Source organism: Halorubrum sp. Hd13 (genome assembly GCF_002252755.1).
Classification (GTDB): domain Archaea; phylum Halobacteriota; class Halobacteria; order Halobacteriales; family Haloferacaceae; genus Halorubrum.
Genome location: NZ_NHOY01000110.1, coordinates 43,499 through 64,388, shown reverse-complemented (window position 1 = coordinate 64,388; position 20,890 = coordinate 43,499). Strand labels below are relative to the sequence as shown.

Annotated in this window: 22 protein-coding genes; 11 read left to right on the top strand and 11 right to left on the bottom strand. The window is 69.9% G+C overall.

Annotation, left to right across the window (positions count from 1 at the left end; genetic code table 11):
* Positions 1–964, bottom strand: a 964-nt coding sequence (locus DJ81_RS15300; RefSeq protein WP_094590426.1) for a Single-stranded DNA binding protein, incomplete at its 3' end; no start/stop codon positions are given.
* 156 nt (positions 965–1,120) lie between these two features.
* Between DJ81_RS15300 and DJ81_RS15295 the strand changes: the two genes are divergently transcribed.
* Entirely contained in the window at positions 1,121–1,441 is a 321-nt protein-coding gene (locus DJ81_RS15295; protein ID WP_094524805.1) for a hypothetical protein, read from the top strand.
* A 27-nt stretch (positions 1,442–1,468) separates the two neighbouring features.
* Here the strand turns inward: DJ81_RS15295 and DJ81_RS15290 are convergent, their stop codons facing one another.
* Positions 1,469–2,497: a glycosyltransferase family 4 protein gene (locus tag DJ81_RS15290; RefSeq protein WP_094524804.1), complete on the bottom strand. Its 1,029-nt coding sequence runs from the start codon at positions 2,495–2,497 to the stop codon at positions 1,469–1,471.
* 132 nt (positions 2,498–2,629) lie between these two features.
* Positions 2,630–2,908 (bottom strand): DNA-directed RNA polymerase subunit L, encoded by a 279-nt coding sequence (locus tag DJ81_RS15285; RefSeq protein WP_094524817.1) that lies wholly within the window; start codon positions 2,906–2,908, stop codon positions 2,630–2,632.
* A 223-nt stretch (positions 2,909–3,131) separates the two neighbouring features.
* Between DJ81_RS15285 and DJ81_RS15280 the strand changes: the two genes are divergently transcribed.
* Positions 3,132–3,728 carry an N-acetyltransferase gene (locus DJ81_RS15280; RefSeq protein WP_094524803.1) on the top strand — a complete coding sequence of 199 codons (597 nt, stop codon included), beginning with the start codon at positions 3,132–3,134 and terminating at the stop codon, positions 3,726–3,728.
* A 317-nt stretch (positions 3,729–4,045) separates the two neighbouring features.
* Here DJ81_RS15280 and DJ81_RS15275 read toward each other — a convergent pair whose 3' ends face one another.
* The 4 genes from DJ81_RS15275 to DJ81_RS15260 form a co-directional block, all read right to left on the bottom strand.
* A complete protein-coding gene (locus DJ81_RS15275; protein WP_094524802.1) occupies positions 4,046–4,693 on the bottom strand; it encodes a 30S ribosomal protein S3ae in 648 nt (215 codons plus the stop codon).
* Positions 4,690–5,001, bottom strand: a complete 312-nt coding sequence (locus tag DJ81_RS15270; protein ID WP_094526691.1) for a KEOPS complex subunit Pcc1 — start codon at positions 4,999–5,001, stop codon at positions 4,690–4,692. Before DJ81_RS15270 ends, DJ81_RS15275 begins: the two co-directional genes overlap by 4 nt.
* Positions 4,998–6,221, bottom strand: a complete 1,224-nt coding sequence (locus DJ81_RS15265; protein ID WP_094590424.1) for an exonuclease RecJ — start codon at positions 6,219–6,221, stop codon at positions 4,998–5,000. The genes DJ81_RS15270 and DJ81_RS15265 overlap by 4 nt, the downstream gene beginning before the upstream one ends.
* A gap of 144 nt (positions 6,222–6,365) precedes the next feature.
* Positions 6,366–6,836 carry a 30S ribosomal protein S15 gene (locus DJ81_RS15260; protein WP_094524799.1) on the bottom strand — a complete coding sequence of 157 codons (471 nt, stop codon included), beginning with the start codon at positions 6,834–6,836 and terminating at the stop codon, positions 6,366–6,368.
* Between the two features lie 356 nt (positions 6,837–7,192).
* Between DJ81_RS15260 and DJ81_RS15255 the strand changes: the two genes are divergently transcribed.
* Genes DJ81_RS15255 through DJ81_RS15240 form a run of 4 tightly spaced genes read left to right on the top strand, consistent with a single transcriptional unit; the run spans position 7,193 to position 11,049 of the window.
* On the top strand, positions 7,193–8,854 hold the full coding sequence (locus DJ81_RS15255; RefSeq protein WP_094526689.1) for a Na+/H+ antiporter NhaC family protein: 1,662 nt from the start codon (positions 7,193–7,195) through the stop codon (positions 8,852–8,854).
* The gene (locus DJ81_RS15250) at positions 8,851–9,117 is read left to right on the top strand and encodes a hypothetical protein (RefSeq protein WP_094526688.1); all 267 of its coding nucleotides are present in this window, start codon (positions 8,851–8,853) and stop codon (positions 9,115–9,117) included. Before DJ81_RS15255 ends, DJ81_RS15250 begins: the two co-directional genes overlap by 4 nt.
* 48 nt (positions 9,118–9,165) lie before the next feature.
* Positions 9,166–9,849, top strand: a complete 684-nt coding sequence (locus DJ81_RS15245) for a PHP domain-containing protein (RefSeq protein ID WP_094526687.1) — start codon at positions 9,166–9,168, stop codon at positions 9,847–9,849.
* Positions 9,850–9,855: 6 nt separating this feature from the next.
* Positions 9,856–11,049 (top strand): asparagine synthase C-terminal domain-containing protein, encoded by a 1,194-nt coding sequence (locus DJ81_RS15240; protein WP_094590422.1) that lies wholly within the window; start codon positions 9,856–9,858, stop codon positions 11,047–11,049.
* A gap of 404 nt (positions 11,050–11,453) precedes the next feature.
* On the opposite strand, the gene DJ81_RS15235 is transcribed toward DJ81_RS15240, so the two are convergent.
* Entirely contained in the window at positions 11,454–12,212 is a 759-nt protein-coding gene (locus tag DJ81_RS15235; RefSeq protein ID WP_094590420.1) for a uracil-DNA glycosylase family protein, read from the bottom strand.
* A gap of 317 nt (positions 12,213–12,529) precedes the next feature.
* Here DJ81_RS15235 and DJ81_RS19350 point away from each other — a divergent pair, with 317 nt between their 5' ends.
* Both DJ81_RS19350 and psmB read left to right on the top strand, forming a co-directional pair.
* Positions 12,530–12,703 carry a hypothetical protein gene (locus tag DJ81_RS19350; RefSeq protein WP_170938344.1) on the top strand — a complete coding sequence of 58 codons (174 nt, stop codon included), beginning with the start codon at positions 12,530–12,532 and terminating at the stop codon, positions 12,701–12,703.
* A 248-nt stretch (positions 12,704–12,951) separates the two neighbouring features.
* Positions 12,952–13,683 carry an archaeal proteasome endopeptidase complex subunit beta gene (gene psmB, locus DJ81_RS15230; RefSeq protein ID WP_094524793.1) on the top strand — a complete coding sequence of 244 codons (732 nt, stop codon included), beginning with the start codon at positions 12,952–12,954 and terminating at the stop codon, positions 13,681–13,683.
* Positions 13,684–13,810: 127 nt separating this feature from the next.
* Here psmB and DJ81_RS15225 read toward each other — a convergent pair whose 3' ends face one another.
* Both DJ81_RS15225 and DJ81_RS15220 read right to left on the bottom strand, forming a co-directional pair.
* Positions 13,811–14,563 (bottom strand): protein sorting system archaetidylserine synthase, encoded by a 753-nt coding sequence (locus DJ81_RS15225; RefSeq protein ID WP_094524792.1) that lies wholly within the window; start codon positions 14,561–14,563, stop codon positions 13,811–13,813.
* A 102-nt stretch (positions 14,564–14,665) separates the two neighbouring features.
* Positions 14,666–15,709 (bottom strand): Brp/Blh family beta-carotene 15,15'-dioxygenase, encoded by a 1,044-nt coding sequence (locus DJ81_RS15220; RefSeq protein WP_094590418.1) that lies wholly within the window; start codon positions 15,707–15,709, stop codon positions 14,666–14,668.
* 119 nt (positions 15,710–15,828) lie between these two features.
* Here DJ81_RS15220 and DJ81_RS15215 point away from each other — a divergent pair, with 119 nt between their 5' ends.
* The 3 genes from DJ81_RS15215 (at position 15,829) to DJ81_RS15205 (ending at position 19,511) form a co-directional block, all read left to right on the top strand.
* A complete protein-coding gene (locus tag DJ81_RS15215) occupies positions 15,829–17,832 on the top strand; it encodes a bacterio-opsin activator domain-containing protein (RefSeq protein ID WP_094524790.1) in 2,004 nt (667 codons plus the stop codon).
* Between the two features lie 15 nt (positions 17,833–17,847).
* The gene (locus DJ81_RS15210) at positions 17,848–18,288 is read left to right on the top strand and encodes an SRPBCC family protein (RefSeq protein WP_094524789.1); all 441 of its coding nucleotides are present in this window, start codon (positions 17,848–17,850) and stop codon (positions 18,286–18,288) included.
* Positions 18,289–18,374: 86 nt separating this feature from the next.
* Positions 18,375–19,511 carry an SPFH domain-containing protein gene (locus DJ81_RS15205; RefSeq protein WP_094526682.1) on the top strand — a complete coding sequence of 379 codons (1,137 nt, stop codon included), beginning with the start codon at positions 18,375–18,377 and terminating at the stop codon, positions 19,509–19,511.
* A gap of 132 nt (positions 19,512–19,643) precedes the next feature.
* Here DJ81_RS15205 and DJ81_RS15200 read toward each other — a convergent pair whose 3' ends face one another.
* The gene (locus DJ81_RS15200; RefSeq protein WP_094590416.1) at positions 19,644–20,888 is read right to left on the bottom strand and encodes an RNA-guided endonuclease TnpB family protein; all 1,245 of its coding nucleotides are present in this window, start codon (positions 20,886–20,888) and stop codon (positions 19,644–19,646) included.
* Positions 20,889–20,890: the final 2 nt, after the last annotated feature.

Here is a 20,890-nt window from a genome sequence, read left to right as displayed (position 1 = left end):
CCTCGCCGTCCACGTCGCCGTGGCTCCGGCACTGACCGTTCTGGACCACGCGGCCGCACTCCGGGCAGCGCTCGATGAGCCCGGAACCGTCGCGGATCTCCAAGACGTTCCCGACGACTTCGACGTCGAACATCCCGCCCGAGTCGACCGCCTCGCCGACCGAGAGGCGGGGGGCGTCCTCGGCGACCTCGACCGGGTCGGGAAGCGGCGTCACCGTCGAGAACTCCGTGAGGTTGAGCGAGGGGACGCCGCGGAACTCGCGGACGTACACGTCCTCGATCCGGAGGTCGGCGCCCGGCTCCATCTCGGGCCGCGGCTGCCAGTCGGTGAAGGGGAGCCTCGCGGTCGCGTCGCCGACGACGCCTTCGAGGATATCGGTCTCGCCGTCGCGCCCGGAGATCGTCTTCTCGTCGACCTCCAGCACGCGGACCTCGACGTTGCGCCCGCGGTCGCCCGCGCTGATGTCGACGAGGTTCCGGTCGCCGCCGACCTCGCGGTCGACATCGACCGACTCGTCCGCGATGGCGACGGTGGTGGAGTCGTTGAGGTTGAGCTCCGGCTCGCCCTCCCACTCCCGGACGCCGGCGTTGCCGATCGTCAGCGAGTCGCCGGGCTCGAACCCGAAGTCCTGCCAGGCGGTGTAGGAGATGACGCCCGTCTCGTCGGCGACCTCGCCCTCGCGGATCGTGAGGTCGTCGCCCTGGTACCGGATCGTTCGGGTCCCCTGCGTGAGCACCTTGACGGTGACCGTCACGCCGTCGTTGTCGGTGGTGATCTCGCCCACGTCGACCGCGTCCGGCGTCGGCGTCGAACCCCCGCCGCCGCCGTGTTTTCGCCGGACGCTCTGTTTCGCCTCGTCGATCGGGACGCTGTACTCCAGCAGGTTCTCCAGGTCGGCTTTGACCTCCTCTTTGTCGACGCCGAGGTCGGAGGCGAGCTCCTCGGCATGGCTGTTGACGTCCATCGAAGTCGACTTCGACGCGACCGCACAAAAGGATTCACCACCCGGGGACGGTCGGGGGGACGCGGGGCGACACGGTCGGTCCGCTCGAAGTGTCCCCGGCGACGGGCGGGCGCTCGCGCCGGTACTGCTAAACCGTCCCCGTTCGCAACGTGAGACATGGACGAGATAGACGTCGACGCGCGCGTCACGGGGGAACGAACCGTCATCGACGTGACCGGGACCCGCGACGTCGCGGTCGTCGTCCGCTCCGACGGCGGCGAGCGGATCTACCTCCCACCCGAGAGCTTCGACGAGCCCGTGTCGGGGTCGCCGTACACCTCGCCGTATCAGGGTGCGAGCGGAGTCGACGGCGAGGAGAGCCCGTACGGCGGCACTTCCGGCAGCACCCGCGGCGTGGTCGAGACGGCCGAGGGGTTCCGTATCAGCCACCCCGAGCCGGCGACCGAGTTCGACGTGTACCGCCGCGACGAGGAGTAGGCCGGATCGAGAGGGTCGGACCGCGCTCTACGCCACGTCCTCGTACACCGCCAGCGTGTCCTCCGCCACGTCCAGCCACTCCCGACGCTCGTACTGCGGCGGCTCCTCGCGGTCGAGCGCCTCGATGAGGCCGTCGACGATCGACTCCGAGTCCGTCTCGACCTCCACGAGACAGCCGTCGGGGAGCACCTCGGCGACGCCCGATGGCGTCGCGACGACCTGCGTCCCCGCCTCCAGCGCCTCCGTGATCGTGATCCCGAACGGCTCCGCGTACGAGGGGGAGACGAACGCGTCCGAGGCGGCGTAGTAGTCGCCCAGTTCCGCCTCGGGGACGTAGCCGACGAACTCGACGCGGTCCTCGATACCGAGGAGCTCAGCGAAGCGCTTCAGCTGCTCCGTCTGGTGGCCCGACCCGCCGACGACGAGGGTGACGTCGCGCCCGCGGAGCTTCTTCATCGCGTACAGCAGGTGGGAGATCCCCTTCTGGTCGGTGTGTCTGCCGACGAAGAACAGCATCTCGCCGTCGATATCGAGGTCCTCACGGACGTCCTTGCCCGAGAACTTCGGCGTCGAGAAGCCGTTGTACACGACGCGGGAGTCGGCGTCGTACAGCTCTTTGATGTCCCCGCGGACGATCTCGCTGACGGCGATGTTCGTGTCGGCGGCGTTCGCGAGCCGGCGCTCGGTCTCGACCTCGCGCGTGGGGGGGTCGATGTTGCGGTCGCTCGCCAGCGAGTGGAACGACGAGACCCACGTCGCGTCCGACGCGCGGGCGGCCTGCCGCCCCGGCGCGTAGCCGAACCAGTCGTGCGTGTGGATCACGTCGTGGTCGGGCGCCAGCTCGGCGAACCGGTCGCTGAGGCGCTCGATGCGGGCGGCGATGTCTCCGTCGCCTGTCTCCACGGGTTCGAGGCCCGGCTCGTCGTCCGGCGCGAACTCGGCGGGCAACACGAGAGTGGCCTCCACCCCGAGGTCGTCGCGGAGCCCGGAGAACAGTTCGCCGACGTGGACGTCGAGCCCGCCGGTGATGTTCGGCGGGTACCCCCATCCCAGCATGAGTACGCTCGGTGGCATACCTGCCCGTTTCTGGAGTCGGCACTTAGGTATGCCCCTCGTCCGGCGGAGCGAGCGGCTTCGAGGCGGCGGAACGAGACGAAAAGACGCTCGGGGGTCGCGGAAAAAACCGGTTCAGGCGGCTCGCACGGCGTCGCGCAGCGCGCCCGTCCGGTCGGTGATCGCCGCCGCGGCGTCGGCGAGCAGGTCGAGCGGGTCGTCGGACTCGGACTTCACCGTCAGCACCGGCTCCGTCTGGCCGCCGGACTGTTCGGGATTCATGTCGTAGGTCGCGGCCGCGACGCCGTCCGTCTCCAGGAGGACGCCCTTCAGCACGTTCATGAACGTGTGATCCTCGCCGGCGATCTCGATGCGGAGTTCCGTGTCGGTCTTCTCGATGACCCGCAGTTCCATACTCGTGGGGTCGGGCGAGCGGCGTTTCAAGCTTTCGTCTCCCGGATATCGGAGGATGCGGACGACTCGCACGCGCCTCCAACGCGACTCGAACGCGCCCCGGCCGAGACCCGAACACGCCTCCAACGCGACCCGAACACGCCCCGAACGCGACCCGAACACGCCCCGAACGCGACCCGCGAAGAACCCGAACGCGTATGTCGCCGGCGTCGATCGACGGCATATGCGACTCCGACGACTGTCGGCCACCCGGGCCGCCGCGGCGCGGTACGTCGCCGAGCTGTGGCTCCCGTATCACCGCGACCTCGCCGAGCGCGTCGACGGGCACGCCCTCGCCGACCGGCCCGAGGGGGAGCTGATCGCCGAGGAGACCGACTTCCGGCTCGATCGACTCCGCGAGGACGACTACCGGCTCTGGGTGGTCTCGGTCGCCGCCGCCGGCGGATCGGACGAGCCGGTCGACGCCGCGGCGCTCGATTCCGAGGGGCCAGGGGCGCTCGATCCCGCGGCCCCCGCGGCTCCGGGCGTCCCCGGCCCGGACCGCGACCTCGTCGCGTTCGTCTCGACCGGCGTCGACGCCTGTCCCGTCGTGTTCGACCGCCCCGACCGGCTCGTCGTCGGGGACCTCTACGTCTCGGCGGCGTTCCGCGGCACCGGGCTCGCCGACCGACTGATGGAGCGCGCGGCGATCGACGCCCGAGAGCGGGACTGCGAGGAGCTCCGGCTCGACGTCGACGCCGACAACGAGCGGGCGCTGGCGTTCTACGAGAAACAGGGGTTCGAGGCGTACCGCGAGCGGCTGACGCGTCCCGTGGAGTGAGCGGTTGCTCGTGAAGCTTCGCTCGGTGGGTTCGGTGCTGACTCTACGATGACCTCCTCCGAAGCTCTCGTTGCGACCGCACCGCGACCTCACGCCTCCCCAGCCTCGCCGCTCGCTCCGGGCTCCCGCCGGTCGCCCACGTCGCTCACGGCGTCCCTCGCGCGTGCTCCTCGTGGCCTGTCGGCCACTCGGAGGCACGCGCCACCGCGGCTCTTCTATACGTAGGGCCGTGGCACAACGCGCCGTCCGTCGCGCGCCGGCGCCGCGGCTAGGCGATTTATAAACGGAAAAGTCGCACGGGGTCGTCTGACGGGGCGTTACTCGTCGGCGTCGACCGCCACTTCGTCGGCGTCGACGTCGACGGCGGCCTCCTCCTCGGCGGCGACCTCGCGCGGCCGCGCCTCCAGCGTCAGCTTCTGGACCTCGACGCGGCGCAGCGGGTAGATCAGCTTCGCCTCGCCGTAGATGGCCGAGGAGAGGTTCCCCTCGACGATGGCGTCGACGAACTCCACGAAGGTGCGCTCCTCGGCGGCCGCGTGGACCTTGTCGATCATGACGCGGCGGATCGCCTTCTCCTGGGAGCGGTCGGCCTTCTTGGTCGTCAGCGCCACGGGCTGGACGCGGATGCGGTAGTCGTCCGTCGTCAGCACCGTGATCGACGCCTCGACCTTGGAGGCGCCGCGGCGGACGAGCGAGCGCAGGTAGTCCCGCGTGAGCTCGTAGGTGATGAACTCGGTGTACGCCGTGTCGCTGCCGACGTCGGTGATCTTGAACGTCAGCTTGGTGTTGTTCGCGCCGGAGTCGCCGGTGAGCTCGCCGAGCGTCGTCGTGATCGTGCGGCCGACGACCTGGTCGGGCTCCTCGGCGAGGGTCTCGCCGAGCTCCTGCCGGTCGAACTGTTCGGGCGCCAGCACGGTGTACCAGCGCTTCTGTTCTCTGCTCTTGGATACGGATCGTTCGCTCATGTGTTGGTGGTGTCGCCGTTGGTGTCGGAGCGGCGCCCTCCGTCGTCGGCCGCGAGGTGCGTCCTCGCGCGCTCGACGATTCGATCTGCGACGCGTGCGTTCACGACGTGGTCGTCCACGGTCGACCGCAGTCCGCCGGTCGTCGGCCGCTCGATCGCGCACTCGATCGCGTCGCCGTCGACGCGGGTGGCCATCGAGTCGGTCTCGTCCGGGGCGAGCGCGGCGGCGACGAGGGCGGCGTCGGCGTGGGTCGTCCGGACGGTCGCCGTCCGGGTCGCCCCGTCGCCACGGGGGTCGTCCCCGCTCATAGCGCCTCCCTGAGCGCGGCGAGCGCGCCCGTGATGTCGCCGTCGGTTTCGGTTCCGCCGCCCTCACCGCCAGCGCCGACCGCGAGCCCGCCGCGCTCGGCGGTCCCCCAGCCGTCGCCGTCGAACTCGGTGGCGACCGACCGACAGGCGTCGCCGAGCCCGAGGGGCTCGACCGCCGCCGCGGCCAGCCGACCGGCCGTCTCGTCCACCGCGACGGCGACCGGCTCGGGCGACCGGAAGTCGCGGGCGAGCCGGGCGACGGTCGGGAGGACGGCGGCCGCGTCGCGCGCGGCGGCGCCGTCCTCGTCCGGGTCGCTCCCCGCGAGGTCGACGCGGACGACGACGCAGCCGTCGTACCGGCCGGTCGTCGCGGCGTCGAGCGCGCGGTGCGCCGCCAGCCCGTGGGACCGCCACGCGTCGAGCGCGGCGGTCCGCAGGTCGTCGCTCGGCTCGGGGTCGAGCGCCAGCGCGACCCCCGTTCCGGGGGCCTCGCGGGCGAGCGCCTCGAGGACGTCGGCGTAGCCGCCGACCGTCTCGAACGGGCCGTCCGCCGCGTACGGGCGCAGGGCGCGCTCGACCGCCGAGGCGGCCCGCGCGCTGCTCCCGTCCGCGTCCGCGACGTCGACGGCGACCAGCGACGCGAGGCGTCGGTGGGCGTCGTCGTCGAGGGCGGCCGGGAGCCCGAGCTCAGCGAGTGCGGCTCGCGCGCTCTCGGGGTCGCCGGAGTACGGCGTCCGGACGAGCGTCGAGGCCGCGACTCCGTCCGCGAGGTCCGCGGTCGGAATCGCGACGCCGGGTCGCCGGCGGACGCGCTCCGACGCCTCGGCGGCGTCGAGCGCGTCGCCGGAGCCGTCCGTTCCGGGGACGGAGCCGGCCGCGACGACGCCCGCGAGGGCGACGACGGGGTCCGGCTCGACGCCGAGCGCGCGCGAGACCGCGAACGCGTCCGTGCTCGCCGGGCGTCCGGCGCCCGGGATCGCGTGCGGACCGCGGGCGGCCCCGACGGTCACCGAGACGCCGTCGTCGGCGTCGCCGGGAACCGGATCGGTCGAGACTCGGACCTGGAACGGCGTGCCGACGGCTCGCAGCGCCCGGGCGAGCAGCCCCGCGGCTGCCAGCGCGTCGCCGTCGTCGGTCGCGACGAGCCGGGCGAACGGCGCGTCGGCGAGGACGTCGGCGAGGGCGTCGGGGGCGGGCGTGGCGGTCGTCGCTTCGGTCATGGGTCGGGTGGTGCTGTCGTGGATCGGTCGTGGGCGGTTCGTCGGTCGCGGGCGGTTCGTCGGTCGCGGGCGGTTCGTCGCCCGTTCAGCGCGTCGCGTCGTCTTCGGTTCCGCGTCGGTTCCTCGGAGCGTCGCGCGGCGTCGTTACTCGTCGCCGACCAGTTCGGCGGCGCGCTCGTAGGTGTACGTGAACTCCTCGTCGATCTCGTCGCCGCGGTAGTAGTTCGCGAGGCGGCGGATCTTCGACTCGGTGTTCTGGAGCGCGCGCTTGTTCTGGTAGTCCTGGCCGTTCTCCGCCATGTGCTCGCGGAGGCGGACGGCGCGTTCCATCAGCTTGCGGAGGTCCTCGGGGTACTCCGCGGCGGCGTCGTGCTCCTCGAGGATCTCGGTGAGCTTCTTGCCGGTCGCCAGCTTCACGTCGGGGACCGGAACGCCCTTGACGCCCTCGTCACGCAGCTTGAGGCCGATGACGCTGGGGTCGTGGCCCTGCTCCGCCAGTTCGACGACGCGGGACTCGATGTCCTCGGCGTCGACGTCGCTCCACTCCGGATTCTCGTCCGTCGCCGGCTTGTCCGAACCGGACGAACCGCGACGGCGCGTGTGCATTCGTGCCATTGTCTGAAATTGGAACGGCACAACCACAACGTGACCGCGGCTCCGCGCGGCGCGGCTGTCGAGGGCTCGCATCGAGCGAGCGGTCCCGCGGCCCGATCCGCGCGAGCGGACCGGCCCGAGCCGCGACGCCGGAGGCGTCGGTGCACTGCTACATTCCCAAGCCGCGGGCGAAGAGGCCCCGGCGCGTCGGATCTGCAGCTGTGCTGTTCCCATCCATGACCTCGCCGTCGGGGTTCTTAAGCGTGTTCTTGTGGACCGCGACGCGTCCGGGACGGAATCGACCGACCGTCTGGCACGCGGCGTGAGAAAGGAGGATTTAGGTGGGTCGTCGGTCACCGGCCGCGTAGGAACGTCACATGATCGATCCACAAGACGACGATTCGGCGGATCGCGTCGACGACGAACCGCCCGATGAACCGCCCGACGACGTCCAGCCGGACCGCGTACCGCCGGACGGTGCACCGCCGAGCGGCGGTCGCGAGTCGGCCGGCGACCCGGTCCTCGTCGCCGACGGCGGGTTCGGCGACGAGTCCGGAGCGACGAACGAGCCCCGGATCAGCTTCTACGGCGGGAAGTGGGCGAGCACGATCCCGCTCGCCTTCTTCATCGTCTGGGCCATCTTCCAGAGCGGCGTCCTCGGGATCGGCGACACGAACGGCCTCGTCATCGGCGCGCTCGTCGGGACTATCCTCGGGATGTTCTTCGCGCGAGGCGACTGGAAGACGTACGCCGACACCATCTTCGAGGGGATGACCCAGCGCGTCGCCGCGACCGCGATCGTGGCGTGGCTGTGGGCCGGCATGTTCGCCGACACCCTGCAGGTCGGCGGATTCGTAGAGGGGCTCATCTTCGCCGCGAACGCGTTGAACGTCGGCGCGGCGACCTTCCCGGCGGCCGCGTTCGTCCTCTGCGGCCTGCTCGCGACCGGGATCGGGACGGGGTACGGGGCCACCATCGCGTTCGTCACCCTGTTCTTCCCGGCCGGCGTGCTGATCGGCGCGAACCCGGTGCTGCTGTTCGCCGCGATCCTGTCTGGCGCGGTGTTCGGAGACAACCTCGCGCCCGTCAGCGACACGACGATCGTGAGCGCGGTGACGCAGGACGCCGACATCGGCGGCGTCGTCGCCTCGCGGTTCAAGTACGCGATCGCGGCGGCGATCCCCGCCTTCGCCGCGTACCTGATCGCGGGGTCGATCATGTCCGGCGTGAGTCTGGAGGGTGCCGTCGCGCTCCGCGAATCCGCGAACGCACTCGGGCTGGTCCACCTGGTCTCGATGGGAACCGTCATCCTCACGGCGGTCGCCGGGCGTCACATCGTCGAGGCGATCTCGTGGGGACTCGTCGTCGCCGTCGCGTTCAACCTCGCGTTCGGCCTCTCGTCGGTGAGCGACGTCCTCGTGTTCACGGTGCCCGAGGCCGGAACGTTCAGTTCGCTCCCGTTCGTCGCGGTCGGCGAAACCGCGGGCGTGGGCGGGAGTCTGTACACGGGCGCGACCGGGTTCTTCCCGCTCATCGTGCTGACCCTCCTGATCGTGGCGATGGCGCAGATCATGATCCGCGGCGGCGGGTTCGCGGCGATTCAGGAGTTCCTGCTCAACTCCGTCGCGACCAACGTCCGCCGCGCTGAACTGACGATGGTCCTCGGCACGGCGACGATCAACGGAATGATCACGATCAACACGGCCGCGGAGATCGCGATCGCGCCGTACATCGCGCGGATCGGCGAGAAGTTCAACATCAACGGCTACCGGCGCGCGAACATCTTGGACGCCAACACCTCGGCGCTCGGGTACATCTTCCCGTGGGCCGGCGGCGTCCTCGTCGGCTACCAGGTGATGGTCGGACCCGGCGGGCTCGGCGAGCAGTACGGGGCGGAGATGGTCGTCAACCCGATCGAGGTGGTGCCGTACGTGTTCCACGGCTGGTTCCTCGTCATCGTCTTCCTGCTGGCCGCGATCACCGGCTTCGGGCGGGAGTACATCCCCGACCGGATCTCCGAGGAGGTGTCGCGCGCATGAGCCGCTTCGAGAAGTTCCTCGCCGGGTGGTCGTTCCGGGGGTCGACACCCGACTACGAGCCCGGCGACGTGCTCGAGGTGATGGTCACCGGCGACGCGGGCGGCGAGACGGTCGCCCGCATCGGCGACTCGACGCTCCGGATCGAGGACGCGCCCGACGACGCCGTAAACACTCGCATTCGGGTCGCGGTCGAGACGTGGGACGAGACGGCCCACCGCGGCACCGGAATCTACCGCGAGACGGTCGGCGGGAGCGCGTTCTGACCGCCCCGGACCGGGGCGCTTTTTAAGACGACCGCCGAAGAAACGAGCGTGCTATCGGTCGAGCTCCACGCGCACTCCGCGCTGTCCTACGACGGCCGCGACCCGGTCGACCTCCTGTTGGAGCAGGCGGCCGCGGTCGGGCTGGACGCGCTCGCCGTCACGGACCACGACGAGATCGACGCCAGCATCGAGGCGGCCGAGAAGGCCCCCGAATACGGGCTCGTCGGCATCGTCGGCATGGAAGTGACCTGCGCGGTCGGTCACGTGCTCGCGTTCGGCATCGACGAGCGCGTCGAGAGCGGGCTCCCCTTCGACGAGACGCTCGACCGCATCCGCGATCAGGGCGGGATCGCGGTCGTCCCCCACCCCTTCCAGAAGTCCCGCCACGGCGTCGCCGCCCACATCACCGACGACCAGCTCGCCGGCGCCGACGCCATCGAGGTGTACAACTCCCGGCTGTTCACGGGGCGCTCGAACCGGCAGGCGGAGAAGTTCGCGATCCGGAACCGGCTCCCGATGACGGCCGGCAGCGACGCTCACATCTCGGAGATGGTCGGCCAGGCGGTGACCGAGGTCGGCGCCGACGAACACTCGGCCGACGCGATCCTCTCCGCGATCCGCGACGGTCGGACCAGCGTCGTCGGGAAACGGACCCCGTGGCGCATCTCGCTCCGCCAGTTCGGCGGCGGCGCGAAGCGCCGCGCGCTCCGCGCGCTCGACGCGCTGCGGTAGACCGCGATGGCAGAACTCCCCTCCGCCGACCTGCGCGGGACGTCGCCCGACCGCGTTCGCGACGCCCTCCGCGACGGCGATCCCCTCCCCGGCGGGCGCGGGTTCGCGGGCCGCCTCGCCGACCCGCCCGACCGCGACGGCCCGGTCCTCGTCCGCGACGTCCTCGGACGCCAGCCGCTGTTCGCCGAGCGCGAGGCGATCGGGGGCGACTCGGCCGCCGCGACCGATCGCGCGCCGACCGACCCGGACGCGTGGAGCTTCGACCGGGCCGCCCTCGACGACCCGGAGCGGGTCCCGGCGGGGAGCGTCGCGTCCGCGAGCGGGGTCGACCGCGTCTGGACGCTCCCCGTCGGACCGCCGGCCGAACCGGAGGCCGCGCAGGCGGCCGTCGACGCTGCGGTCGACGACGCGCTCGGCGGGCTCGCGGACGAGTCCGGCGGACCCGACGGACCCGGCCGGCTCGCCGTCGCCTTTTCCGGCGGCGTCGACTCCGGGCTTGTCGCGGCCGGCGCCCCGGACGCGCCCTGCTACGTCGCCGGCTTCGAGGGGTGTCACGACGTCGCGGCCGCACGCGAGGCGGCCGCGGCGATGGACCGCGAGCTCCGCGTCGTGGAAATCACGCACGAGGAGCTACTGCGCGCCGTCCGGGCGGTCGCCGGCGTCACGGGACGTCGCAACCCGATGGACCTCGCGATCGCGGTGCCGCTGTACCTCGCGGCCGAGGCGGCCGCGGCCGACGGGGTCGATCGGCTCGCGGTCGGGCAGGGCGCGGACGAGCTGTTCGGCGGCTACAGCAAGGTCGTCGAGCCGGCGACGGACGACCGCGTCGACGCGGACACAGTCCGTGGCGCCCGGACCGAGACCGTCCGGACGCTACCGGCCCAGCTCGAACGCGACGTGCTCGCGCTCCGCGCGGCGGGGGTCGAACCGGTCGCGCCGCTGCTCGACGACCGCGTCGTCTCGGCCGCCCTCGCGCTGCCGGGCGAACTGCTCGCGAGCGACGGGGAACGGAAGGTCGCGCTCCGTCGGGCGGCGGCCGGACGCGTGCCGGAGTCGGTCCGGACGGCCGACAAGAAGGCGGTCCAGTACGGGACCTACGTCTCTCGGGAACTCGACCGCCTCGCCCGGCGGGCCGGGTTCAAGCGGCGCATGGACGACCACGTCGGCCGGTACCTCGAGGACCTGTTGCCGGGCGACTGACGCCGCTCGCGTCGTCGCTAACGGGACGACTCGACGGCGCGGGCGCTCCGCGACTGAGTTATTTCGTCGGAAAACGGCCCGTGAGGGCCGCTGCTGACCAAGCCGCCGTATGGAGTACCAGTCCTACGGCCGACGCCCGATCGTTCGGGCGTCTGGTGACGAATAACGGGGACCGGTATAAAATTCGGGGAGTAGTGACAAATATGGCTGGCGCGGTAGAGGTATAGCTGACGATCGGGCACCGAATCGCCGCTCTCTATTCGGATGTGCCGATCCACACGTCGGAGGAGGGCCGAAACCGCACGCGTATCCGGCCGACGGTCGACGCGCGATCCGACGGTTGACGCGCGGTCCGACGGCCGACGCGCGATCCGATCGACTCCGCCTGGGTCGGCGCGACTCGCTCACCGAACGAGGTACGGGTCGCTCCCCGCGATGAAGCGTCCGAGGTCGCTCTCGCGACGGAAGTCCGTCGACCGCAGCTCCCGGAGGGCGTCGACGAGCCGTTCGGCGTCGCCCGCCGCCCACTCGGCCGGGTCCTTGACCGGGAGGACGAGCCACCCGGAGCCGAGGAGCTCCTCGCCGTGGAGCGCGTCCATGTCGATCTCGGTCTTCCACGCCCGCGCCGTGTACTGCTCGAGGACGTGTGCGGTCGCCCGGGCGCCGACCGGGAGGAGGACGTGCGCGGCTATCGCGCGGAGTTCGGCGTCGAAGAAGCGCTCCATGTCGTCGTACGACGCTTCGGTCGGCTCGCCGTCGGGCACGCACATGTGGAGGTACGAGAAGTACGTGCGCTCGGTGCGGAGCGGTTCGAACTCCGCGTCTCCGTCCGATCGCCCCCCGTTCGCCGCGATCTCGTTACTCGTCGCCGGCGCGGCTTCGTCGCTCGTCGCCGGCGCGGTCCCATCGGTCCCGCTCGTACCGTCCGGCGCCGCGCCCTCGGCGATCCCCGCGAGCAGTCCCCCCTCGGTCAGCGCCGAGAGGAACGCCGGCGACCACGGCTCGCCGGTGAACGGGATTCCCGTCTCGACGCCGCCGTGGATGTCAGGGTGGTCGCCGACGACGTGGAAGTCGGCGTTGGCGTCGCCGTAACCGGGGACGAACGACCGGCAGTCCGGGCGCATCCCGAAGGGGTTGCGCGTCCGGTCCGTAACGTTCTGCACGTCTCTCCGTACGCGACGCCCCGGATAAATCCCGTTCGGTCCGCGGCCGGAACGGGGTCCGCCGCCGCGTCTCGACGACGGTCGCGGGGACCCCTTCGCCCCCCGGATGCGAGGCGCACGAGGTGCGATGGTTACTCGTAACTTATGGAAACGAGCGGGGTTCACACCGCCGTGGATATGCCGATCGTGACAGTCCGCCGATTATATTTCATAATCGTTAATCTATGATACGAAAACGTATGACTGCGTCGGGGTAGCCGGTGAGCACGCGCCGGAAAGTATTTATATACAACTCCGTTCCGGTCGTTCGAAGACCCATGTTCGACCGCATCCGCTCGGCGGCCATCTTCGGGATCCACCAGGCGACCGTCGCGATTGGTATCTCGCTGTTCCCGGTGGCCGTCTTCGCCCGCACGCGCCTCGGTATCAACGTCCCCGTCGGCCGACTCGTTGAGACCACCGGCGAGGTGTACGAGCGCGTCGAGGAGTAGGCGACCGTTTTCGACCCGGACCGTCCGTTCCCATCGCCGAGCGACGGCGCTCGCGTCGGTTCGGCCGCCCGTTCGTCCCCGCTCGCTCTCCGTCTCACGTTCCGCGGAGCCGTGGCCTCGTCGCGACGATCGACCGACTCGACTGCGACGCGCGGGCCGCGACGGCCCGCGACGAATATGCCCGTCGGAACCGGCGGGCGGTCCCCGAAGGGTTGCCTTTATCTGCGCGCCGGGCCAACGAAGGCGTAATGCGAACACCGACTGGCGACCTCTCCGAGGGGACGGCCGACGAGCTGGGCCGCGACCAGCCCGTCTTCGGACCCGAGCTCGGCGAGTTCGAACACAGCGAGCGCCGCGCGGCGCAGGCCGACGGCGAGGGCGAGATGAAGACCGGAACGACGACCGTCGGCATCAGGACCGCGGACGGCGTCGTGATGGCGACCGACATGCGCGCCTCCCTCGGCGGCATGGTCTCCTCGAAGGACGTCCAGAAGGTCGAGGAGATCCACCCCCGCGGCGCCCTCACGATCGCCGGCTCCGTCTCCGCCGCACAGAACCTCATCTCCACGCTCAAGGCCGAGACGAGCCTCTACGAGACCCGTCGCGGCCAGGACATGTCGATGGAGGCGCTGTCGACGCTCACCGGGAACCTCCTCCGGACGGGCGCGTTCTTCATCGTCCAGCCGATCCTCGGCGGCGTCGACGACGAGGGCGCCCACATCTACTCCATCGACGCCCTCGGCGGCACCACCGAGGAGGAGTACACCGTCACCGGCTCCGGCTCCCAGTACGCCCTCGGTGTCCTCGAACAGGAGTACCACGACGACGTCACCGTCGACGAGGCGAAGACCATCGCCGCGAAGGCGATCCAGTCCGCCGTCGAGCGCGACCTCGCGTCCGGCAACGGCATCAACGTCGCCGTCGTTACCGAGGACGGCGTCGACATCACCCGACACAAGGACTTCGACGACCTGTTGTAAGCCGCTCCGACGCCGACGCCTCGACGCCGTTTTTCCGTTCCCCGATCCGCGTTCGCCGAGCCGCCGGCTCGGTACGCACTCCGCGTCGTCGGGCATCCGCCCCGGCGATCTCGCGGCCCGCCGCGGGTCAGACCCCGCGTTCGTCCGCGTCGTCGGGGGGTGATCGGATCCCGTCGCCCCAGTAGAACCGCGGGCCGAGGAGGAGGTAGCCGCACGCCAGGAAGAGGAGCGCGAACGCGAATCCCTCGCCGATCCACGCCGGGAGAGCGTCGGTCAACATGTGTCCGGCCGGAGTGAGGATGACGGCGGCCTGCACGACGCCCATCACGAGCGCGTCCTGCGCGTGGAGGTCCGGGTACGTGACCGTCGTCCCCATGAGGAGCGCGAACGCGGCGGTCGCCGCGATCAGGACGCTCGGGTCGGTGTAGCCGGCGATCACCGCCGCCGCGAGGATCGTCGCCGCCAGCGTGGTCGGCACGCCGACCGTCTCGCGGGCGTCGCTGTCGTACGCGGTGTACAGCCCGAGCCGGGCGACCGCCGTCGCGACGAACAGGGCGCCGGCGCCGACGCCGACGGCGACGAAGACGGGGTCGCTCGCGAACGACGCCGCGTCGAGGACGACGACCGCGACGAGGGTCGCCGGCGCGACGCCGAACGAGGCCACGTCGGCCAGCGAGTCGAGGTACGGCCCCGCGTCGGTCGAGCCGCGGTGTCTCGCGACCACCCCGTCGAGCCCGTCGGCGACGGCGGCGAGCAGCACCAGCCGGGCGGCGAGCTCGAGGTCGACGGCCGCCGCGACGACGGCGAGGAAGCCGACGGCCGCGTTCGCCACCGTCACCGCGTCCGCGAGCCCGAGCCGCTCGACGAACCGGAAACGCATACCGGATCGGTCGACGAGCCGGGTTTTAGTGCTTGTTATCTGTCGAGCGACCGGGCCGCAGACGCCGGGCCGCGGCCGGTCGAGACGCGTGCGGCCGTCGGCTCAGGGAACGTACCAGATCCCCCGTCCGAAGTCGAGCCACTCGCCGACGACGACGTGCGGGAGCGCGATGATGCAGACGAAGATCGTGTAGAAGGCGACCGCCCCCGGCAGCAGCGAGCCGCCGGCGAGCGGGTTCGGCGCGACCAGCCACAGCGCGCTCGCGACCGATGCGGTCACGAGCGCGCCGACCACGAGCACGCCCCACGCCATCACGACGGAGACGCCTTCGGTCCGACTCGGCCGCGCCTCCTCGACGACCATGCTCCGGGCGGACTGCCGCAGCGAGTACCACAGCGGGAAGTAGAGCCCGATGGCGATCACCACGGGCACGAAGACGAAGTAGCCGACGAGCAGCAGCGTCTCGGCGGCGTCGAGCACCCACGACCGCGTGACGCCCCCGCCCGTCGCGAGCCCGCCGCCGAGGTGGAGGAGGACGCCGAGCCCGTAGGCCGCGCCCAGCGCCGTGGTGAACGCCTCCGGCGAGCTCGCTGCGGGACCGACGAGCGACCCGTCGAACACGTTCAGCATGTAGCCGGTGAAGCCGTAGAACGTCTCCGTCCACGCGACGGCCGGGACGATCATCACGGCGCCGCCGCGGACGAGGGCGGCGAGCGCGCGCTGCGGCCGCGAGACGAGGTGGTCGGTGCCGACGAGCGCGTCCATCACGTGGAGGTCGCCGTTCCCCCCCTTCGCGACCGCCGTGCCGAACGCGAGCGCGAGCGCCGGCATCGGGGCGACGACGAACACCCCCACGAAGCCGACGACGAACGCGAGGTACAGCCCCACGTAGCGCGCGCCGAAGGGGAGCCCGCGGCGCCGGAGGTTCGAGAAGTGCTCGTACCCGCCGTGCGGGAGGTTCAGCGCGACCATCCCGACGAGGTACACGAGCATCTGCGTCCGGAGGCTCGGTTCGGTGCCGGTCGCGTACACGCCGGCGAACGCGACGGTGAGGACCAGTAGCGCGGCGCGCGAGGCGTCGATAGCGGTCCGTTCCGGTTCTCCGAAAAGTCGGCGACGGGCGCGGCTCACGGCTCGCGTGGACATGTCCGCATGTACGGGTCCGAGCGTGTTGTGTGCACGCCGAAATTATGGAGTCTTTTAAGTAACCCGGTCATCCTTCGCCGGTATCAAACCTTAATTCCTCGGCCGACGAAAGGCATCCTATGCCGGGTTCTCGGGCCCTTTTGGTCCATCCGGAGGAGGGGAGCGATCGAATCACGTCGGCGCTCGGCGCCGCGGGGTTCGACGTTACGACGGTCAACAACGCCACCGCCGCGGTGGCGAAGGTGACCACTGGCGAGTACGACTGCATCGTGAGCGAGTACTCCCTGCCGGGCGACGACGGTCTCGCGCTGGCGGAGGCGATCGAGGAGTCCGACGCTCGGATTCCGGTCGTGATGTTCTCCGCGGTGGAGGACGAGGAGGTGTTGGAGGCCGCCTTCGAGAGCGGCGTCGACGAGTTCCTCCACAAGAACGGCTCCGCGTCGATCGATCGCCTGGTGACCGACGTCTCGACGGTCTGCTCCGCGGAGGGCGCGCCGGGCGCCAAGCAGGACGTCTCGGGGCACGAGCCCAGCGTGGAGGAGGTCAGCCGCGCAGTGAGCGAGGCGCCCGTCGGGGTCAGTCTCAGCGACCCCGAACTGCCCGACTACCCGCTCGTGTACGTCAACGACGCGTGGGAAGATCACACGGGGTATCCGACCGAGGAGGCCATCGGTCGGAACCCCCGCTTCCTACAGGGTCCCGGGACGGACCCCGAGACGGTCGAACGGCTCTCGAGCGCGATCTCGGCGGAGGAGCAGATCACCGTCGAGATCCGGAACTACCGACGGGACGGAACCCCCTTCTGGAACGAGCTGACGGTCGCCCCGGTGTACGACGCCGACGGCGACCTGGCCCACTACGTCGGGTTCCAGAACGACGTCACCGACCGCAAGCGCGCGGAGCAGCTCGCGGAGGAGCGCGCGGAGAAGCTCGCCACGGAGCGACAGGCCCTCGACCGTGTCCTCGGCCGGGTGAACGGACTGCTCAGCGAAATCAGCAGGATACTCGTCGAGAGCCGGGACTCGGAGACGATCGCCGAGCGCGTCTGCGAGGAGATCGCCGACGAGCCGGGATACATGGGCGGCTGGATCGCGGAGGTCTCGTCGGCGACGGGGCGGCTGGACGTGACCGCGGCGAGCGGGATCTCGCTCGAGGCGGGAGCGTCGTTCTCCCTCGACGAGACGCCGCCGGAAGTCAGAGAGGCGATCGAGACCGAGGAGGTCCACGGGCGGGCCGCCGGGAGCGGCTCGGACGGCCGGCTCGCACCGAGCGCGGTCGGCGCGCCCCGTCTCCTCGTCGTCCCGATCACGTACGGCCACCGGCGGTACGGCCTCCTCGGCATCTACAGCAGCGAGGGGAACGCCCTCGACCGGCGCGAGCGGAAGGTGTGCGAGTCGGTCGGGAAGATGATCGCCAACGGGCTCCACTCGGTGGAGACGACCCGCATCCTCACGACCGACCGCGTCGTGGAGCTCCGGGTCGCGATCGGGGACCCCTCGTTCTCGCTCTCGCGGGTCGCCGCCGCGCTCGGCGGGGAGATCGAACACCTCGGCACCACGCGCCTCGACGACGACGCCTGCGAGCTGTACCTCAGGGCGTCGGACCCGACCGAGGACGTGAGCGAGGTCGAGGCGCTTCCGTTCGTCGAGTCGGCCCGGCTGGTTTCGGAGACGAACGGCGACGTCACGATCGCCGTGACCGCCACCCAGTCGCCGCCGCTGACGCGGCTCGCGGAGTACGGCGGCGTCGTCGTCGAGGCCACCGCCGACGCGACGAGCGCGAGCATCACCATCGAGGCGCCGCCCGAGCAGGACGTACGCGGGATGCTCGACGTGTTCCGCGCGGAGTACGAGAGCGTCGAGCTCCGCTCCCGCGTCGAGCGCGAGAGTCGCGACCGGAGCCTGACGGAGTTCGCGGCGGCCGTCGACGACCGCCTCACCGACCGCCAGCGGTCGGCGCTGAAGACGGCCGAGCTGAACGGGTACTTCGAGTGGCCCCGCCCGGTCGACGGCTCCGAGATCGCCGAGCGGATGGGGATCACCCGACAGACGTTCCACCAGCACCTCCGGGCGGCCGAGCGCAAGCTCGTCGAGGCGTACGTCGACCCGCGCTCGCGGAACTGAACACCGGTTCGCTCCATGTTCAGCGCACGCGACTCCGCCGATATCGACGCCGACCCGCAGTCCGTCTTCGACTTCCTCGACGACCCGCGCAACCACGCCGCCGTCACGCCCCGCCTCGAAGCCGTCAGGGACGTCGAGCGGCTCCCGAACGGCGGGAAGCGTCTGGCGTACACCTACCGGATGGCGGGCCTCGGAATCGACGGGGAGATCGTCCAGACGGTCCACGAACCGACCGAGCGAATGACATTCGAGCTCCGCGGTCGGCTGACGGGCGCGATCGACCTGACGTTCGAGCCGACGGACGGCGGGACGAGACTGACGTACGCGGCGGAGTACGACCTCCCGGAGAACGCGCTGACCGCCCTCGGAGAGCCCGTGGTCCGGCGGTTCAACGAGCGGCAGGTGCGGGCGACCCTCGACGCCGTCGCGGAGCGGTTCGAGGCGGACGGGGCGTGACCCGCGGCCGCGACTCGCGCCAGAATCGGCGGAACGAGCCCTCACGTGGGCGAAGTATTAAGAACGGGATGGCCTAAGTTCGGGGTATGGATCCGACTCCCCTCCAATCCGGTTTCGGCTTCGGCCTGGTGAGCATCGGCCTACTCTTCTTGTTGCTGGTGGTCATCACGCTCTGGCAGTCGTTCGAGATCGTCGACGCCTACGAGAAGAAGACGCTCACGGTGTTCGGCGAGTACCGGAAGCTGCTGGAACCGGGTATCAACCTCATCCCGCCGTTCGTCTCCCGGACGTACGCGTTCGACATGCGGACGCAGACGCTTGACGTTCCCCGCCAGGAGGCGATCACGCGGGACAACTCGCCGGTGACGGCGGACGCGGTCGTCTACATCAAGGTGATGGACGCGAAGAAGGCGTTCCTCGAGGTGGACGACTACAAGAAGGCGGTCTCGAACCTCGCGCAGACCACGCTCCGCGCCGTCCTCGGCGACATGGAGCTCGACGACACGCTGAACAAGCGCCAGGAGATCAACGCGAAGATCCGGAAGGAGCTGGACGAGCCGACCGACGAGTGGGGGATCCGCGTCGAGAGCGTCGAGGTCCGCGAGGTCAACCCCTCGAAGGACGTCCAGCAGGCGATGGAGCAGCAGACCTCCGCCGAGCGCCGCCGCCGCGCGATGATCCTCGAGGCGCAGGGGGAACGCCGCTCGGCGGTCGAGCAGGCCGAGGGTGACAAGCAGTCGAACATCATCCGGGCGCAGGGGGAAAAGCAGAGCCAGATCCTCGAGGCGCAGGGGGACGCGATCTCGACGGTCCTCCGGGCGCGGTCCGCGGAGTCGATGGGCGAGCGCGCCATCATCGAGCGCGGGATGGAGACGCTCGAGGAGATCGGCAAGGGCGAATCGACGACGTTCGTCCTCCCGCAGGAGCTCACCAGCCTCGTCGGCCGCTACGGCAAGGCGCTCTCCGGCTCCGACGTTCAGGACATGGAGGGGCTCGAGGGACAGGAGTTCGACGACGACACCCGCAAGATGCTCGGGCTCGACGACATCGACGAGATCCTCGGGCAGATCGAGGAGTCCGCCGAGATGGACGTCGAGGAGCTGGAGAAGGAGGCCGAAGCGGTCAAGGCCGGCGGCGCCGGCGCGGACATCAAGTCCGCGGACGAGGTCATTCAGGAGATGGACGAGGAGCCAGTCGACGAAGAGGTCGAGCGCGAGACGTAAACTACCCCACCCTACTCCCTCGGCGCTCCGCGCCTCGGTCCTTGAGGGTGTCGTCAGAACGTGCCGCGTTCTGACTGCTAACCAGAAATCAGAGATTTCTGGTGATGAGGCTTTGATGTAGACTCCCGGCAATCAGTCGCCAGCAATAGGCTGGTGACTCTCACCGTTCAACGTCCCACCATTCACACGCACGTCTACTTGTGCGTCTCCGCTCCCCGACTTGGGCGAGGAACGGAGTCTGTGTGTCCGCTTTCGAGCGTGCCGTAGCCCGATATTCTTTGCGCCGTTGTAATCCGCGTTCACCTCATACCCACACTTCTGGCATTCAAACTGTTCTCCATGGCGGTTATTCTCGTGCGTGAACCCACAGTCCGTCCGAGAACAGCGTTGGGATGTGTGGCTCGGCTCGACCTGTTCCACGGAGACACTCTGTTTAGGGGCTTTGTAGGAGACGTACTCAAACAAGCGTCGGAACGCCCAGACGTGGTGCCACTCTGCCTGTGGAAGTCGTTCTCGAATGTCGCTCAAGTCTTCGAACGCGATCACGTCGCAGTCGTGTTCGACGGCTTCCGAGACGAGTTCGTTGGCGATCGTGTGGATATACTGTTTGCGCCAGGCTTCTTCACGCTTCCCGAGGCGAAGCAGGGCCTTGTGTGCGGCCTGCGTGCCGCGCCGTTGCATCTCGCCACGTCGCTTCTCGAACTCACGACACCAGTGGTCGTAGTCGTCCCCCTGCCAAAACGTGCCGGTTGAGGACACGGCGAGGCTATTGACGCCGAGGTCGATACCGAGGACCGTTTGGTCGGAGTGCCCGGTATCTTCCGAAACCCCATCACCGTCTGTCCGTCGCATCGAAATGTTGAGATAGAACTCGTCAGTGGCCGTGTCGTACCGAAGCGTACTCTCGCGGAACTCGTAGTTCTCGGAGAGTACGTACCGCTCGTAGGGCGTCGGACTGTCTGCCGGGAGAACAAACGACGGTTCGACTCGGCCCTCAACAGTTGCCAGCGACACCTTGTTCCGGTAGAAGGTTGCGCTCCGGATGTCGTAGTCCATCGTTTCGGCGGTGAACGTCGGTTGAGAGACGCGCTGTCCCTTTTTCCACCGTTCGACACACGCTTTGACCGCTTCGACAGCGCGTTTGATAGCGGCTTGGACAAGTTGGGCCTGTAGGTCTGTCTCCTCTCGAAGTTCGGAATAGAGCGCGTCACGAACCTCTCGCTTGTTGGTCTTACACTCGGTGTAGGAGGTGTCGGACCAACAGTAGTCGGCGGTTCGGTTCGCGCAGTACAGGTATTGCTCGGCGGTTCGGTGGAGTGCGTCGCGTTGCTCGTCGGAAACGGCGAGTTTCACGACGGCGGTTCGACGCACATCCATGT